This window comes from Streptomyces pactum (genome assembly GCF_002005225.1).
GTDB lineage: Bacteria > Actinomycetota > Actinomycetes > Streptomycetales > Streptomycetaceae > Streptomyces > Streptomyces pactum_A.
The window spans coordinates 7,342,065-7,356,126 of sequence record NZ_CP019724.1 but is presented as its reverse complement, the minus strand read 5'-3'; the positions used below and the strand labels follow the sequence as shown (position 1 = coordinate 7,356,126).

Sequence of the window (14,062 nt, the reverse complement as noted above, 5' to 3'; positions counted from 1 at the left end):
GCCGTATCCGACAACCCGACGGGCTCCGGCCCCGACCGTCAACCGGAAGGGGCCGGAACCTCGCGCAGCGGAAGATCGCTCAGCGGGCCCCGAGGAGGTGGTCCATGGCGAGCTGGTCGAGGTGCTCGAATGCCATGCCCCGGGCTGCGGCCGCGTCCACGTCGAAGGTGTCGTAGGCGGTCGGGTCGGCCAGCAGGGCCGCGAGACCGTCCTCGGCGGTCGGCTGGGCCAGTTCGTCCAGCCGGGCCGCGGCCAGCGCCTCCCGCACCTGCGGATCGGCGCGGAAGGCGGCCGCCCGGTCCTTGAGGATCAGGTAGTTGCGCATGCAGCCGGCCGCCGAAGCCCACACCCCGTCGAGGTCCTCGGTCCGCGGCGGCTTGAAGTCGAAGTGCCGCGGACCGGCGTACCCGGCCCTCTCCAGCAGGTCGACGAGCCAGAACGCGGCCCGCAGGTCGCCCGCCCCGAAGCGCAGGTCCTGGTCGTACTTGATACCCGACTGGCCGTTGAGGTCGATGTGGAACAGCTTGCCGGCCCACAGCGCCTGCGCGATGCCGTGCGGGAAGTTCAGCCCCGCCATCTGCTCGTGACCGACCTCCGGATTCACGCCGTACAGCTCCGGCCGCTCCAGCCGCTCGATGAACGCCAGCGCGTGCCCCACCGTCGGCAGGAGGATGTCACCGCGCGGCTCGTTCGGCTTGGGCTCGATCGCGAACTTCAGGTCGTAGCCCTGCTCGGTGACGTACTCGCCCAGCAGGTCGAAGGCCTCCTTCATCCGGTCCAGCGCGTCCCGTACGTCCTTGGCCGCACCGGACTCCGCACCCTCACGGCCGCCCCAGGCGACGTACACACTGGCGCCCAGTTCCACCGCGAGGTCGATGTTGCGGATGGTCTTGCGCAGCGCGTACCGGCGCACGTCGCGGTCGTTCGCCGTGAAGGCGCCGTCCTTGAACACCGGGTGCGTGAACAGGTTCGTCGTCGCCATCGGCACCTTCATGCCGGTCGCGTCCAACGCCTGCCGGAACCTCTTGACGTGCTCCTCGCGCTCGCTGTCGCTCGACCCGAACGGGATCAGGTCGTCGTCGTGGAACGTGACCCCGTACGCGCCCAGCTCGGCCAGGCGCCGCACCGACTCCGCCGGGTCCAGCGCCCGCCGGGTGGCATCACCGAAGGGATCCCGGCCCTGCCAGCCGACCGTCCACAAACCGAACGTGAACCTGTCCTCGGGAGTGGGCTGGTAGTTCATTCCGTGACTCCTCACTCGCTGCCGATCACTCGCTGCCGACTATTTCGTCATGGCGCTTTACAAATTAGTATGCACACAGGGACCTGGGAAGGCACAAGGTGTGTCCCCGAAGGAGTGACGTCCGGGCCGCGAGGACCGGAGGAACCACGAAACCCCTGTTCAGCGCAGGTCTCGTCCAGGCAGTCCAGTCAGATCCCGCAGAGCCGCGGAAGAGGGAGAAGCCCGATGTCAGCAGCCGAGGGTCCGCTCGTCGTCGGCGTGGACACGTCCACCCAGTCCACCAAGGCGCTGGTCGTCGACGCCGCCACCGGCCAGGTCGTCGCGAGCGGCCAGGCCCCCCACACCGTGTCCTCCGGGCCCGGCCGTGAGAGCGACCCACGCCAGTGGTGGGACGCGCTCCGCGAGGCCCTGCACCAGTGCGGTGACGCCGCGCGGGAGGCCGCCGCGGTGTCCGTCGGCGGGCAGCAGCACGGTCTCGTCACGCTGGACGCCCAGGGCGACCCGGTGCGCCCGGCCCTGCTGTGGAACGACGTGCGCTCGGCCCCGCAGGCCCGCCGCCTGATCGAGGAGCTGGGCGGCCCCAAGTCGTGGGCGGAGCGCACGGGCAGCGTGCCCAGTGCCTCCTTCACGGTCACCAAGTGGGCCTGGCTGGCCGAGCACGAGCCGGACGCGGCGCGCGCGGCGAAGGCCGTACGCCTTCCCCACGACTACCTCACCGAACGCCTCACCGGTGAGGGGACCACCGACCGCGGCGACGCGTCCGGCACCGGCTGGTGGGCGTCCGGCACCGAGTCGTACGACGAGGATGTCCTCGCGCGCGTGGGACTGGATCCGGCATTGCTGCCCCGAGTGGTCCGGCCCGGCGAGGTGGCCGGCACCGTGCGCGACGGTCACGGGCTGCCGTTCTCCAAGGGCACCCTGGTCGCCGCCGGCACCGGCGACAACGCGGCCGCCGCGCTGGGCCTCGGGCTGCGTCCCGGCGTACCCGTGATGAGCCTCGGGACGTCCGGCACCGTGTACGCCGTGTCACGCCGACGGCCCGCCGACCCGACCGGCACGGTGGCGGGCTTCGCCGACGCACGCGGCGACTGGCTGCCACTGGCCTGCACCCTCAACTGCACCCTCGCCGTCGACCGGGTCGCGGCCCTGCTGGGCCTGGACCGGGAAGCCGTCGAACCCGGCACCGACGTCACGCTCCTGCCCTACCTGGACGGCGAGCGCACACCGAACCTGCCGCACTCCTCCGGCCTCCTGCACGGGCTGCGCCACGACACGACCGCCGGTCAGGTACTCCAGGCCGCGTACGACGGCGCCGTGCACTCGCTGCTCGGCGCGCTGGATCTGGTCCTGGACACCGACGCGGACCCCGCCGCGCCGCTGCTGCTGATCGGCGGCGGGGCGCGCGGGAACGCCTGGCAGCAGACCGTACGGCGGTTGTCGGGACGTCCTGTCCAGATCCCCGAGGCCAAGGAACTGGTCGCACTCGGCGCCGCGGCACAGGCCGCCGGCCTGCTGACCGGCGAGGACGCGGCAGCGGTCGCCCGGCGCTGGAACACGGCCGCCGGACCGGTGCTCGACGCCGTGGAACGGGACGAGGCGACGCTGACCCGGATCACCGGGGTACTCTCCGATGCGGCACCGCTGCTGGAGCGGAACACTGACTCGCTCTGAGGACGCGTTCCCGCGGCGACGTCAACGACAGGTACCGTCACGGGCCGTTCCCCCGGTACGCCGTCGGCGCGTGACGTCGGCGGCGGCGCGTCGGCGTGGACCTCGTCCGACGCACACCGTCGCAGGGCCTGGCCATGGGCCGCGACGACGCTCGCCGCAGAAGGGGATCCCGGTGGAACGTGACCGGCGTCCGCCGACGGGAGGAGTGTCCGTGGGACTTCGACTCGACAGCCACCGTCGGAGGGCGTTGTGAAGCCATCGTCGGAGGGCGTCCCGAGGCGGGTCTGCGACGGCCGTCGCCCACGGGCGCCCCGGTGCTGTCTCCGGGAGCACCTTCGGAGGCGTTCTCCGACGCCGCCCACCGCTCACCTGGGCGAGGACCGGACCGACCGAAGAGCGACCGAGGACTGACAGTGATGATTGCTGTGGCTCCGCCCGGGGGTCTGACTCAAGGACTGACTGGCGCTACGGCTGTCCTTCTCTCGATTTGTCGGCCGTCCGGGCGGGACCACAGCGCGCGTGGCCGGTCAGGCATCTGTGACTTCATAGGAGCCCGGCCAAAGGTCCCATCACTGTCTTGTCCGTCTGCCCGACCGGCACGTGCCCTCGTGTACGCGTCGTACGGAAGGACACCAGGCTCCAGCATGGCAGCAGACGAGATAGCGGTCATCGGCGGCATCGATACCCACACCGACGTCCACCAGGCCGCAGTGATCGACACGGTCGGCCGGCACCTGGCCACCGAGGCGTTTCCCACCACCCCGGACGGCTACCAGCAGTTGCTGGACTGGCTGCGCCCGCATGGCGAACTGCTGGCGGTGGGCCTGGAGGGCACGGGCGCCTACGGCGCCGAGATCGCCCGTTTCCTGACCGCCAACGGCATCACCGTCGTGGAGGTCGACCGCCCTGACCGCAAGGTCCGTCGGGACAACGGCAAGTCCGACCCGGTCGACGCCTACGCCGCTGCGACCGCCGTGCTGTCCGGCCGGGCCTCGGGCACGCCGAAGACCCGCAACGGGATCGTGGAGGCCATCCGTACCCTGCGCGTGGCCCGCAGCTCGGCGGTCAAGGCCCGCACCCAGACCATCAATCAGATCCGCAATCTCATCGTGACGGCACCCGCGGTGGTCCGGGAGAAGCTGCGGGCTCTGACCACCAGCGAGCTGATCGGCACTCTCGCCCGGTCCCGTCCCGTCGGTGACCTCTCCGATCCGGAGCACGCGGCCAGGGTCACACTGCGCAGGCTCGCCCGCCGCTACCAGCGGCTCTGCGAGGAGATCGCCGACGCCGACGCCGATTTGGGCCCGCTGGTCACCCGGGCCGCACCCCGGCTGGTCGCCCTGCCTGGCGTCGGCCCCGAGACTGCGGGCCAGTTGCTGACCACCGCGGGCGACAACCCCGACCGCCTCCGCTCGGAAGCCTCCTTCGCGCACCTATGCGCAGCCTCTCCAATCCCGGCATCATCGGGCCGGACACACCGGCACCGGCTCAACCGCGGAGGCGACCGGCAGGCCAACCGGGCTCTCCACACCATCGTGCTGGTCCGTATGCGCTACGACCAACGCACCCGCGACTACGTCGCCAGACGCACCACCGAAGGCATGACGAAGAAGGACATCGTCCGCTGCCTGAAACGGTTCGTCGCTCGCGAGGTCTACCGTCACCTGCCCCGTCCTCAGATCACCACTGAACAACTCGCCCAAGCCGCTTGACGATCTATAGGAGCTTCGGAGGCATGACCGCACCGCCGCACGAAACACACCCGGCCCGCCCCGGGCGCGCACTGCCGGACACCCAGCAGGGGATGCGCCGCCGCAACCTCGCCCGGGTGATGCACACCGTCAGTGCCGACGGCCCGTTGTCCCGGGCCGCCGTCGCCTCACGGATCGGCCTGACACGTGCGGCGGTGTCGACCCTCGTGGACGAGCTCATCCGCTCGGGCCTGCTGGAGGAGTTGGGCCCCGAGCGGCCCGGCCGGGTGGGGCGGCCCGGGTCGGCGCTGGCCGTCAGCGCTCGCGGCCCGGCCGGTATCGGAGCGGAGGTCGGCGTCGACCACCTCGCGGTGTGCGCGGTCGACCTGCGCGGCCGGGTACGGTCGCGTGTCGTGCGGTACGGCAGCAACAGGGGCCGCTCGCCGGCGCCGGTACTCGAGCAGCTCACCGGCCTGGTGCGGCGGGTCGTCTCGGAGGCGGAGGCCGAGGGGTTGTGGCCGGCCGGGCTCGCGGTGGCCGTGCCGGGTCTCGTGGCCCGGGACGCCAGGACCGTCGTACGCGCTCCCAACCTCGACTGGCACGACGCGGACCTCGGCGCGCTGCTGCCCGGGGACCTGCCGCTGACCGTGGACAACGAGGCCAACTTCGGCGCACTCGCCGAGCTCTGGCTGGGCGACGGCATCCCACGCGACTTCCTGCACGTCTCGGCCGAGATCGGCATCGGCGCGGCCGTGGTCGTCGACGGGCGACTGCTTCGCGGTACCCGCGGATTCGCCGGCGAGCTGGGCCATGTGCCGGTCCGCCCGGACGGGCTGGAGTGTGCCTGCGGCGGGCGGGGATGCCTGGAGCAGTACGCCGGCGAGAAGGCGGTACTGCGCGCGGCCGGCGTGGAGGCGGGCGAGGATCGCGTCGGACTCCTCGCGGGGCGTGCCGCGGAGGGCGACGAGTCCGTACGGCGTGCCCTGCGCGAGGCGGGCACCGCGCTCGGCATCGCGTTGACCGGGGCGGTCAACCTGCTGGACCCCGAGAGTGTGGTGCTGGGCGGCGCGCTGGCCGCACTCGCGCCCTGGCTGCTGCCGTCGCTGCGGGACGAACTGGCCCGGCGCACGGCAGGTCCGGCCTGCCCGGTCTCGGTGTCGGCGCTGGGCCCGCAGGGGCCACTGCTCGGCGCGGCACACTCGGTGGTCCGTGCCGTTCTGGACGACCCGGCGGTGGTGGCGGAACGGGCCTGAACCCGATCCGGTGACGGACGCGGCGCGGACATTATGGGCGCCGGCACCGGCATAGGCACAGGCAGCGACAGCGACAGCGACAGCGACAGCGACAGCGACAGCGACAGGAAATACGACCGTGGGGCTGTGGCGGCACCGCCCCTAGCCGAGAAGCGCTCCGTTGTCCTCGTTACCTCCCCATCACTCATTCGAGTGAGCGCGTTGTCCACACGGGCGGGGCTGTCCACGGAACGGCGCGGCGCCCTTCTGCGCAATCCCCGCTGGCCGTACGGTGATTCGCGTGGACGCACCTCGGCACACGGCGGCAGAAGTCCCCGTCAGCATCCGTCAGCGTTCCCTTCTCAGCCACGTCGCACAGCCAAGCCCCCCCACGAACAGGGGCCCGAGGGCCCCATCGACGAAAGGCAGTTCCATGGAAAGGGAGAGGACAGCACCGGTTCCGACCAGGCGGCGGCTCCTGATGGGCGCCGCGCTCGCCACCGTCCCGTATGCCCTGCTCTCCGGCAAGCGGGCCGCCGCACGGCCCCAGACCGTCGACGACCCCTCCGCCGAGTGGCAGCCGGCGAGCACGTCCAACTACACCCGGTCCAGCCGCCCCACCGCCTATCCCGTCGACTACGTGGTCATCCACGTCACGCAGGAGACGTACGCCGACACCCTCGACATCTTCCGCAACCCCGAGAAGCAGGTGTCCGCGCACTACGTCGTCCGGTCCTCCGACGGGCACCTGGCACAGTGCGTCAGCGAGGCGGACATCGCCTGGCACGCGGGAAACTGGGACTACAACACCCGCAGCATCGGCATCGAACACGAGGGGTGGGTGGACCGGCCCGAGTACTTCACCAACGCCCTGTACGAACGGTCGGCCCGGCTCACCGCGGCGATCTGCACCAGATACGGCATCCCCAAGGACCGCGCGCACATCATCGCGCACCATGAGGTACCGGGCAGTGATCACACGGACCCGGGGCCCCTGTGGGACTGGACCCGCTACATCAGACTGGTCAACTTCGCCTGACTCGCAGCGGGCCGCCACATCCCGGTGATCCGGCCGGTCGAAGTGGTTGTCCGCGCGTATCCGCGGAGTGACGATGTCCGCGAACGCTTCGTCGTCGGCATGAAGGTCCAGCACCGTCCGGGGGAGGCCGAGTTGACTGATTCGTCGACTGATTCATGGCTGGCTCTGGAACCGGGGGCCGACCCTGTCGAGCGTGCCCGGACGCTGCGCCGGGCGCACGAGACGTTCACCGAGGCGGGGACGGTGCCGCGGCCCGTACGCGCCGTGGTGGCGGAGTCGTGGCGGCGGTCGGTCCGGGCGGGAGTCGGCCCGGACGGCACGGCGAGTGTGGAGCTCATGGACGGTGACCTCGGCGCCTACCGGGCCGAGCATCCGCTGGCGCGGGTGATGCCGCTGGTCCGGGAACTCCTGGGCACCTTCGCCGCCGACGGCGAGCATCTGCTCGCGGTGTGCGACGCGCACGGCAGACTGCTGTGGGTCGAGGGGCATCCGGCCACCCGGCGCCGGGCGGGGCGGATGAACTTCGTGCCGGGCGCCAGGTGGGCGGAGTCCGCGGTCGGGACGAACGCCCCGGGCACTGCGGTGGCCGTCGGCCGGCCGGTCCAGGTCTTCGCGGCGGAGCACTTCATACGGCGAGTCCAACCGTGGACCTGTGCGGCGGCTCCGGTGCACGATCCCCGCACCGGGCGAGTGCTGGGCGCCGTGGACATCACCGGTGGGGACGGACTGGCGCATCCGCACAGTCTGGGGTTCGTCCAGGCGGTCGCGCGTGCGGCCGAGTCACAACTAGCGCTGCTCGCCCCGGAGCGGCCACCGACCGAGTCGGCCGAGCTGACCGCGTTGGGACGGGACGAGGCGCTGCTGAGCGCGGACGGCCGCAGAGTCCGGTTGAGTCGGCGGCACAGCGAGATCGTCTTGCTGCTCGCCCACCATCCGGAAGGACTGACCGGCGACGAGCTGCTCTGCGCGCTGTACGAGGACGAGACGGTGCCCCCGGTGACCCTGCGTGCCGAACTGGCCCGGTTGCGCGGAGTCCTGGGACCCGGCCGACTGGTGTCCCGGCCGTACCGGCTCGCGATGCCCGTCGAGTCCGACGCCACCGTTGTCGAGCGCCGTCTGCGGGCCGGTGCGGTCACAGCGGCCGCGACGGCGTACGCCGGTCCGCTGCTGCCCGGCTCCCAGGCTCCGGCGGTGGTACGTCTCAGGCGCCGGCTCGCCGACGAGGTGCGCGCCGCGCTGATCTCGTGTCGCGATCCCGATCTGCTGGCCGACTGGGTGCACGCGCCGTGGGGCGAGGACGATCTGGACGTGTGGCGTGCACTGGCCGCGGTCCGGCCCACGGCGGCGGTCCGGTCCCGGCTCGCGGCGCTGGAGGCCGAACTGGCGGCATCGAACGCGTGGTGACCGCCCGCCCATGCGTGGCAGCTCGGAGCCGGGCTTCGGCCCCCCGAGCGCAACGTCTCTGCAACGTCCCGCTCCCTAGCGTCACGCGCGGAGCTGCCCAACGGCGGGCAGCGCTCGATGAGGGAGGCAGACAGGATGACCCGTTACGCGGCGCCCGGCACCGAGGGCGCGATCGTCTCCTATCAGTCGCGTTACGACCACTTCATCGGCGGCGAGTACGTGCCGCCGATGCGCGGGCGGTATTTCGAGAACCCGTCACCGGTGAACGGGCAGCCGTTCACGGAGGTCGCGCGCGGTACGGCGGAGGACGTGGAGCGGGCGCTCGACGCCGCGCACGAGGCCGCCCCTGGCTGGGGCCACACCTCGGTGACCGCGCGTTCCGACATCCTGCTGAAGATCGCCGACCGCATGGAGGCGAACCTGGAGCGGCTGGCCGTCGCCGAGAGCTGGGAGAACGGAAAGCCGGTGCGCGAGACGCTGGCGGCCGACATCCCCCTCGCCATCGACCACTTCCGCTACTTCGCGGGCGCCATCCGCGCGCAGGAGGGCTCGCTGGGCGAGGTCGACGACGACACCGTGGCGTACCACTTCCACGAGCCGCTGGGTGTCGTCGCCCAGATCATCCCGTGGAACTTCCCGATCCTGATGGCGACGTGGAAGCTCGCCCCCGCGCTCGCCGCCGGCAACGCGGTGGTCCTGAAGCCCGCCGAGCAGACCCCTGCGTCGATCCACTACTGGCTGAGCCTGGTCGCGGACCTGCTGCCGCCCGGCGTCCTCAACGTCGTCAACGGCTTCGGCGCGGAGGCGGGAAAGCCGCTTGCCTCCAGCCCGCGCGTGGCCAAGGTGGCGTTCACCGGGGAGACCACAACCGGGCGGCTGATCATGCAGTACGCCTCGGAGAACATCAAGCCGGTCACGCTGGAACTGGGCGGCAAGTCACCGAACATCTTCTTCGACGACGTCTGGTCCCAGGACGACGACTTCCGCGACAAGGCTCTCGAGGGCTTCACCATGTTCGCGCTCAACCAGGGCGAGGTGTGCACCTGCCCATCCCGGGCGCTGGTCCAGCGTGGCACCTACGCCGAGTTCATGGAGGCCGCCGTCGCCCGCACCGAGCTGATCAAGCCGGGCCACCCTCTGGACACCGACACGATGATCGGTGCGCAGGCTTCCAACGACCAGCTTGAGAAGATTCTCTCCTACCTGGACATCGGCCGACAGGAGGGCGCCAAGGTGCTCACCGGCGGCGAACGCATCGAGCACGACGGTGAGTTGAAGGGCGGCTACTACGTCCAGCCGACGATCTTCGAGGGCCACAACCGTATGCGGATCTTCCAGGAGGAGATCTTCGGCCCGGTCGTGTCGGTCACACCGTTCAACGACTTCGACGACGCGATCAAGACCGCCAACGACACCCTGTACGGCCTCGGTGCCGGGGTCTGGACCCGCGACATGAACACCGCCTACCGCGCGGGCCGCGCGATCCAGGCGGGCCGTGTCTGGACGAACTGCTATCACGCCTACCCGGCGCATGCCGCCTTCGGCGGCTACAAGCAGTCGGGGATCGGCCGGGAGAACCACAAGATGATGCTGGATCACTACCAGCAGACGAAGAATCTCCTGGTGTCGTACTCGCCGAAGAAGCTGGGCTTCTTCTAGACCCAGGAGGAGGGCGCCTGACCAGGGCAGATGCCCGGCAGGCGTCCTTGTCGGCGTGCATCTGAGAGCGTGTCTCACGTGGGCCAGACGGATGCGGCATGATGCGGTGTCATGGGTGCTGGTCTGTCCCAGCGGCTGGTCCCTGACGAACTCTGGTCGTTGTAGCTCCGTTGCTGCCGTCGTTCCCGTCACGGCCTCAGGGAGGCGGTACCGCTCCGGTTGACGAGCGTGGCCGAGCCTCTTCCGCGGTTCCGGCCAGGCGGAGTTCACCGCCCTCAGCACCGTCTGGGACGTCACGCCGAACTTGCGCTCCAGGGCCCGCATCGACGTACCGGCACGGTGGTCACGCCGGTCGCCGCGCAGTCGACGGCGATGACCGAGGCCGAGACCGATCCCAGCCGCCGTGACTTTCTGGAGGCGTTCCCGGACGGCTTCGGACTCGTGGAGTAGTTGCCAGCCAGCGCAGGCTGGGCGGCTTGGAGGGCCGTACTACACGAGTGGGAGCTGAACCGGGAGTGGTCCCGCCTCCCTGCCCTGATGCAGGAGGTTACTCGCTGTACACCTGCTCTCAGCGTGTCCGATGCCGGGTATCGCCCTGGCCGGCACCGTTCAAATCGGCGAGTGACATCAAGGAGGCTCCCCCGTTCCACACTCCCAGGTGATCACGATGTACGGCGAGAATCCCGTGCCGCAACGCGAACTCCTCGGACGGGCGGCTGAACCGCGTGGTCGTCACGAACACGGCCAGGTCAGCGCCGAAATGCACCCGGGCTCCCAGCAGATCGCGCAGCTCACGGCTCGCGATCGCGCTGGTCGGCGCGTGCCGTTTGCACTGGATCACCATGCTCCGGCCGTCCGTCCTCCTCGCTCGCGACCCGCGTCTGCGCGCTGCTCGCCGACTCGGGAATGCCGGTCAGGTCCTCGACGTCGAAAAGCCTCGCGATGGGCACGTCGGTGCTGCTGTGAGCGATGATCGAGAAGGCGATGCAGACGGCGATGAGCGTGTACGCCTGCTCCCCCTGGGGGATGCCGGCCTGCAGCACGAGAAGGCCGTAGACCACCGACGCGAAACCCTTGGGGCCGAACCACGCGGCCACCAGCTTCTCCCGTCGGTCGAACTGCGTGCCCGCGAGAGAGATCAGCATCGATGCCGGGCGCACCAGCAGGATCGTCAGGAGTACGGCCACGTAGCCGGTCCAGGACAGGTCGGCGAAGAGCTGGGGCGTCAGCAGTGCTCCGAAGACCAGCAGTGCGGCGAACTTCGCCAGTTCCGCGAGCGCCTCACCCAGCGGTTCGAAGGCCGTCTTCGCCTCGGGCGACACGGCGGTGAGAACGGCGCCTGCGGAGAAGGCAGCCAGGTACGGATTCGCATGGGTCAGATGGCACGCTGCGTACAGGGTGATCCCGGTGGCCAGTGGCAGTAGTGGCTGCAGCTTGGGCTCTGCTCCCAACAGCCGGAACCGTACGAGTCCGTTGACCAGGAGCGGCAGCACCACACCGAAGGCGAGCCCCAGCCCGAGCTCCAGGGCGATCATCCCGAAGGATGCCTCCGCGTGGCCGCCGGTCGGTCCGGCGGCGGCGATGAGGATGAGTACCACCGGCAGGGCGAGCCCGTCGTTGATACCACTCTCCACGTTCAACAACTGCCGCAGCTTGGGCGGTACTTCCTTGCGTCCCACGATCGCTGACGCGAACACCGGGTCTGTGGGGGCCAGGACGGCGCCCACTAGGAAGGAGGTCGTCCAGTCCAGTCCGACCAGGTAGTGGGTGATCAGAGCCATGCCGACGAAGGCGAGGGGCATGCCGAGACCAAGGGCGCGGGCCGGGTTCTTCCAGTTCTCCCTGAGCTTCGGGAAGGACACGTGCATGCCGTCGGTGAACAGCACCGCGAACAGCGCCAGATCGGCGGTGACCGCGACGATGTCGCTGTCCGGGGTGATGTGGATCAGCCCGAGGAAGCCGTCGCTGACGAGCGCGCCGCCGACCAGGAAGAGGAAGGAGGTGGACAGTACGGTCCGGGCCGCGAGTCCGGAGAGCAGAACCGCGATGAGCAGAGCGGCGCCGAAAACCGCGACGAGCACCATGAAGACCAACCCCGATCGACGAAGACAGATATTCCCTGCCGCCGACCAGACTTCCCGGCACTCCGCGACGGACTTTACACGCTTCTTACGACTCCCTGGCAGGTGCCTGACGGGCAGCGACGGCCGCCGAAGACTGCCGTGCTCCGGCACAGCGCGCGAGCATGCAGTGCCCGCGCCCGTCCTGGCACCACGGCCGAGTAATAGCGCACAAAGCCCGGGGCCTTCACATGTGGTGAAGGCCCCGCCTGCCCACCTGAGCGCGGACGGCCGCTGCCGCCCCCTGTCCCAGGTCCTGACGGGTGGACAGCGGGCCAAGTGCACGCAGTCCGAGCCGCCGGTCCTGGAGAAGATCCGTGTCCCCGCAACCGGCGCGGGTAAACGCGCAAGGAGCCCGACGGTCTGACGGCCGGCAAGGTCTACTGGCTCCGACAAGTGGGAGTACCTGCCGCAGGAACTCGGCTTCGGCTCGGGCATGACCTGCTGGAGGCGCCTGGCGGCCTGGAACGAGGCCGGCGTCTGGGACCGTCCCCACCATCTGCTGAACGAGCTGCGGTCGAAGGACCAGCTCGACTGGGAACGGGCGGTGATCGACTCCTCGCACGTGCGGGCCGCCCGACGGGGCCCGCAAGCGGGCCCAGCCCGGTCGACCGCGCACGGCCGGGCAGCAAGCACCACCTCATCGTCGACGGCCAGGGCATCCCGCTCGCAGGCACGCGGCGTGAGCCGGTCGCCGCGCAGCTCCAAGGTGACCCGGGGCAGTCGGGCACCCACGCTGCGTGGCGACGCGGGGACGATGCGCGCCTCGGTGCCCGTCGGCGCCAGTCCCTAGCCGGTCTGGACTTCGGTGTTCTGGCAGGCGTGCAACAGCCACCTCCCGTCGTCCTGCCTGGTCATGACGCACAGCGGGGCGCCCTCCGTGTCGCCCTCGGCCGAGTGGTAGACCTGCCTGACCTTGACGGCCGCCACGTCGGGCCGCAGAAACTGGATGTGCACCGCCTCGTAGGTGACGTCACCGTCCCAGACGGCGCCGGGCAGCACGGCACGGGTGAACTCGGCGATCGCGTCGAATCCCAGCAGGACCTTGCCGTGGCCCGTGGTCCAGAGTGCGTCGGGGTGGAAGAGGGCCAGGAAACCCTCGGCGTCCTTGGCACGCTGGGTGCGCTCGACGGTGGCCACGACCTGCTCGATGGCCTTGATGTCTGCCGCGTCGGTGTTCATGGTGGCCACTCTCGGACCTCGAGCACACTTGAGGTCAAGGGCCGGGGCTGACGGAGCCCCGGGCGGTGCGGGCGGGGCGGCCGAGGCGAACCGGGACGCCCGGTGAGTACAGGACGCTGACCGGGGCCTCGGCGGGGGCCGGGATCCCGGCCCCCGCGACCAGGTCCTCTTCGCAGGTGACGAGTTCGGCGCGGTACAGGGGCCAGCGGGGATGGTGGTTGGGCAGGTACGCCGCCCCGCCGAAGAACACGTTGTGCATGCCCCAGCGGGCGGTGAGGAAGTGCTCCAGCTCGGTGGGCTCGCGGACGCGCTCGCCGGTCCGTACGGTGATACGGCTGTACGCGCCACGCGGGCCGGGCCAGCGGCGGGAACTGGTGTAGGTGACGGTGTCGCCGACGGAGCGGACAGTCATCCGGGACCACAGATAGGGCAGCCGGAAGCCGACGCGGCCCATCACCACCGGTATCAGCCGCGGGGCGTCCATCGACCGGAACACCACACCGCGCCGCCCGTGCGCGTCCACCGAGTACAGGCGCACGTTGGTCTCCGGGAACGAGCCGAAGTACGGCACGCCGGGCAACCCGAACCACCCGACCCGGTGCATCCGAAAGGCGACAAGCCCGGCGTACGTGAGCCCGTCGTGCGTGTCGGGAACGGTGCCTCGCGGCATGAGCCCCGCCACGGCGGCCGGCTCGACGGCCCAGTGGACGAAGGCGAGATCGAGCCACTCCTGGGTGAGGAGCGGCATCGGTATCGCTGCGGGCGCGTCGGGAGTTACGACGGTGGGCTTCTGCACGACGCAACAATGGCAGAGGGGCGGG

At 70.6% G+C, this 14,062-nt stretch carries 11 protein-coding genes and 1 pseudogene; 7 read left to right on the top strand and 5 right to left on the bottom strand.

The features are described 5' to 3' along the window. Positions 1 to 79: 79 nt before the first annotated feature. Positions 80 to 1,243, bottom strand: a complete 1,164-nt coding sequence (gene xylA / locus B1H29_RS32035; protein ID WP_055420626.1) for a xylose isomerase — start codon at positions 1,241 to 1,243, stop codon at positions 80 to 82. Between the two features lie 225 nt (positions 1,244 to 1,468). On the opposite strand from xylA, the gene xylB reads away from it, so the two are divergent. The 6 genes from xylB (at position 1,469) to exaC (ending at position 9,939) form a co-directional block, all read left to right on the top strand. After that, positions 1,469 to 2,914, top strand: a complete 1,446-nt coding sequence (xylB, locus tag B1H29_RS32030) for a xylulokinase (protein WP_055420627.1) — start codon at positions 1,469 to 1,471, stop codon at positions 2,912 to 2,914. A gap of 644 nt (positions 2,915 to 3,558) precedes the next feature. Then, positions 3,559 to 4,626, top strand: coding sequence for an IS110 family transposase (locus tag B1H29_RS32025; RefSeq protein ID WP_055417183.1), 1,068 nt, complete (start codon positions 3,559 to 3,561; stop codon positions 4,624 to 4,626). Positions 4,627 to 4,649: 23 nt separating this feature from the next. Beyond that, positions 4,650 to 5,858: an ROK family transcriptional regulator gene (locus tag B1H29_RS32020; protein WP_055420629.1), complete on the top strand. Its 1,209-nt coding sequence runs from the start codon at positions 4,650 to 4,652 to the stop codon at positions 5,856 to 5,858. A gap of 412 nt (positions 5,859 to 6,270) precedes the next feature. Then, positions 6,271 to 6,876 carry an N-acetylmuramoyl-L-alanine amidase gene (locus B1H29_RS32015; protein ID WP_055420630.1) on the top strand — a complete coding sequence of 202 codons (606 nt, stop codon included), beginning with the start codon at positions 6,271 to 6,273 and terminating at the stop codon, positions 6,874 to 6,876. Between the two features lie 99 nt (positions 6,877 to 6,975). Beyond that, a complete protein-coding gene (locus B1H29_RS32010) occupies positions 6,976 to 8,280 on the top strand; it encodes a GAF domain-containing protein (RefSeq protein ID WP_055420921.1) in 1,305 nt (434 codons plus the stop codon). 135 nt (positions 8,281 to 8,415) lie between these two features. Beyond that, a complete protein-coding gene (gene exaC, locus B1H29_RS32005) occupies positions 8,416 to 9,939 on the top strand; it encodes an acetaldehyde dehydrogenase ExaC (RefSeq protein ID WP_055420631.1) in 1,524 nt (507 codons plus the stop codon). Positions 9,940 to 10,507: 568 nt separating this feature from the next. On the opposite strand, the gene B1H29_RS31995 is transcribed toward exaC, so the two are convergent. Beyond that, entirely contained in the window at positions 10,508 to 10,783 is a 276-nt protein-coding gene (locus tag B1H29_RS31995; protein WP_055420632.1) for a restriction endonuclease, read from the bottom strand. Then, positions 10,731 to 12,023, bottom strand: a complete 1,293-nt coding sequence (locus B1H29_RS31990) for a cation:proton antiporter (RefSeq protein ID WP_079160903.1) — start codon at positions 12,021 to 12,023, stop codon at positions 10,731 to 10,733. Before B1H29_RS31990 ends, B1H29_RS31995 begins: the two co-directional genes overlap by 53 nt. Positions 12,024 to 12,456: 433 nt before the next feature. On the opposite strand from B1H29_RS31990, the pseudogene B1H29_RS31985 reads away from it, so the two are divergent. Next, a pseudogene (locus B1H29_RS31985) lies at positions 12,457 to 12,737 on the top strand (IS5/IS1182 family transposase); the annotation flags it as partial. 111 nt (positions 12,738 to 12,848) lie between these two features. On the opposite strand, the gene B1H29_RS31980 reads toward B1H29_RS31985, so the two are convergent. Together B1H29_RS31980 and B1H29_RS31975 are read right to left on the bottom strand one after the other, a co-directional pair. After that, positions 12,849 to 13,241 carry an SgcJ/EcaC family oxidoreductase gene (locus tag B1H29_RS31980; protein ID WP_055420922.1) on the bottom strand — a complete coding sequence of 131 codons (393 nt, stop codon included), beginning with the start codon at positions 13,239 to 13,241 and terminating at the stop codon, positions 12,849 to 12,851. Between the two features lie 34 nt (positions 13,242 to 13,275). Next, entirely contained in the window at positions 13,276 to 14,037 is a 762-nt protein-coding gene (locus B1H29_RS31975) for a YqjF family protein (RefSeq protein WP_055420633.1), read from the bottom strand. Between the last annotated feature and the right edge of the window lie 25 nt (positions 14,038 to 14,062).

What these genes read in the sequence shown, in the direction of transcription:
- B1H29_RS31980 (WP_055420922.1), bottom strand. Translation starts at nt 13,241, where the DNA reads ATGAACACCGACGCGGCAGACATCAAGGCCATCGAGCAGGTCGTGGCC.
- B1H29_RS31995 (WP_055420632.1), bottom strand. Translation starts at nt 10,783, where the DNA reads ATGGTGATCCAGTGCAAACGGCACGCGCCGACCAGCGCGATCGCGAGC.
- exaC (WP_055420631.1), top strand. Translation starts at nt 8,416, where the DNA reads ATGACCCGTTACGCGGCGCCCGGCACCGAGGGCGCGATCGTCTCCTAT.
- B1H29_RS32010 (WP_055420921.1), top strand. Translation starts at nt 6,976, where the DNA reads ATGAAGGTCCAGCACCGTCCGGGGGAGGCCGAGTTGACTGATTCGTCG.
- B1H29_RS32015 (WP_055420630.1), top strand. Translation starts at nt 6,271, where the DNA reads ATGGAAAGGGAGAGGACAGCACCGGTTCCGACCAGGCGGCGGCTCCTG.
- B1H29_RS31990 (WP_079160903.1), bottom strand. Translation starts at nt 12,023, where the DNA reads ATGGTGCTCGTCGCGGTTTTCGGCGCCGCTCTGCTCATCGCGGTTCTG.
- xylA (WP_055420626.1), bottom strand. Translation starts at nt 1,243, where the DNA reads ATGAACTACCAGCCCACTCCCGAGGACAGGTTCACGTTCGGTTTGTGG.
- B1H29_RS32025 (WP_055417183.1), top strand. Translation starts at nt 3,559, where the DNA reads ATGGCAGCAGACGAGATAGCGGTCATCGGCGGCATCGATACCCACACC.
- xylB (WP_055420627.1), top strand. Translation starts at nt 1,469, where the DNA reads ATGTCAGCAGCCGAGGGTCCGCTCGTCGTCGGCGTGGACACGTCCACC.
- B1H29_RS32020 (WP_055420629.1), top strand. Translation starts at nt 4,650, where the DNA reads ATGACCGCACCGCCGCACGAAACACACCCGGCCCGCCCCGGGCGCGCA.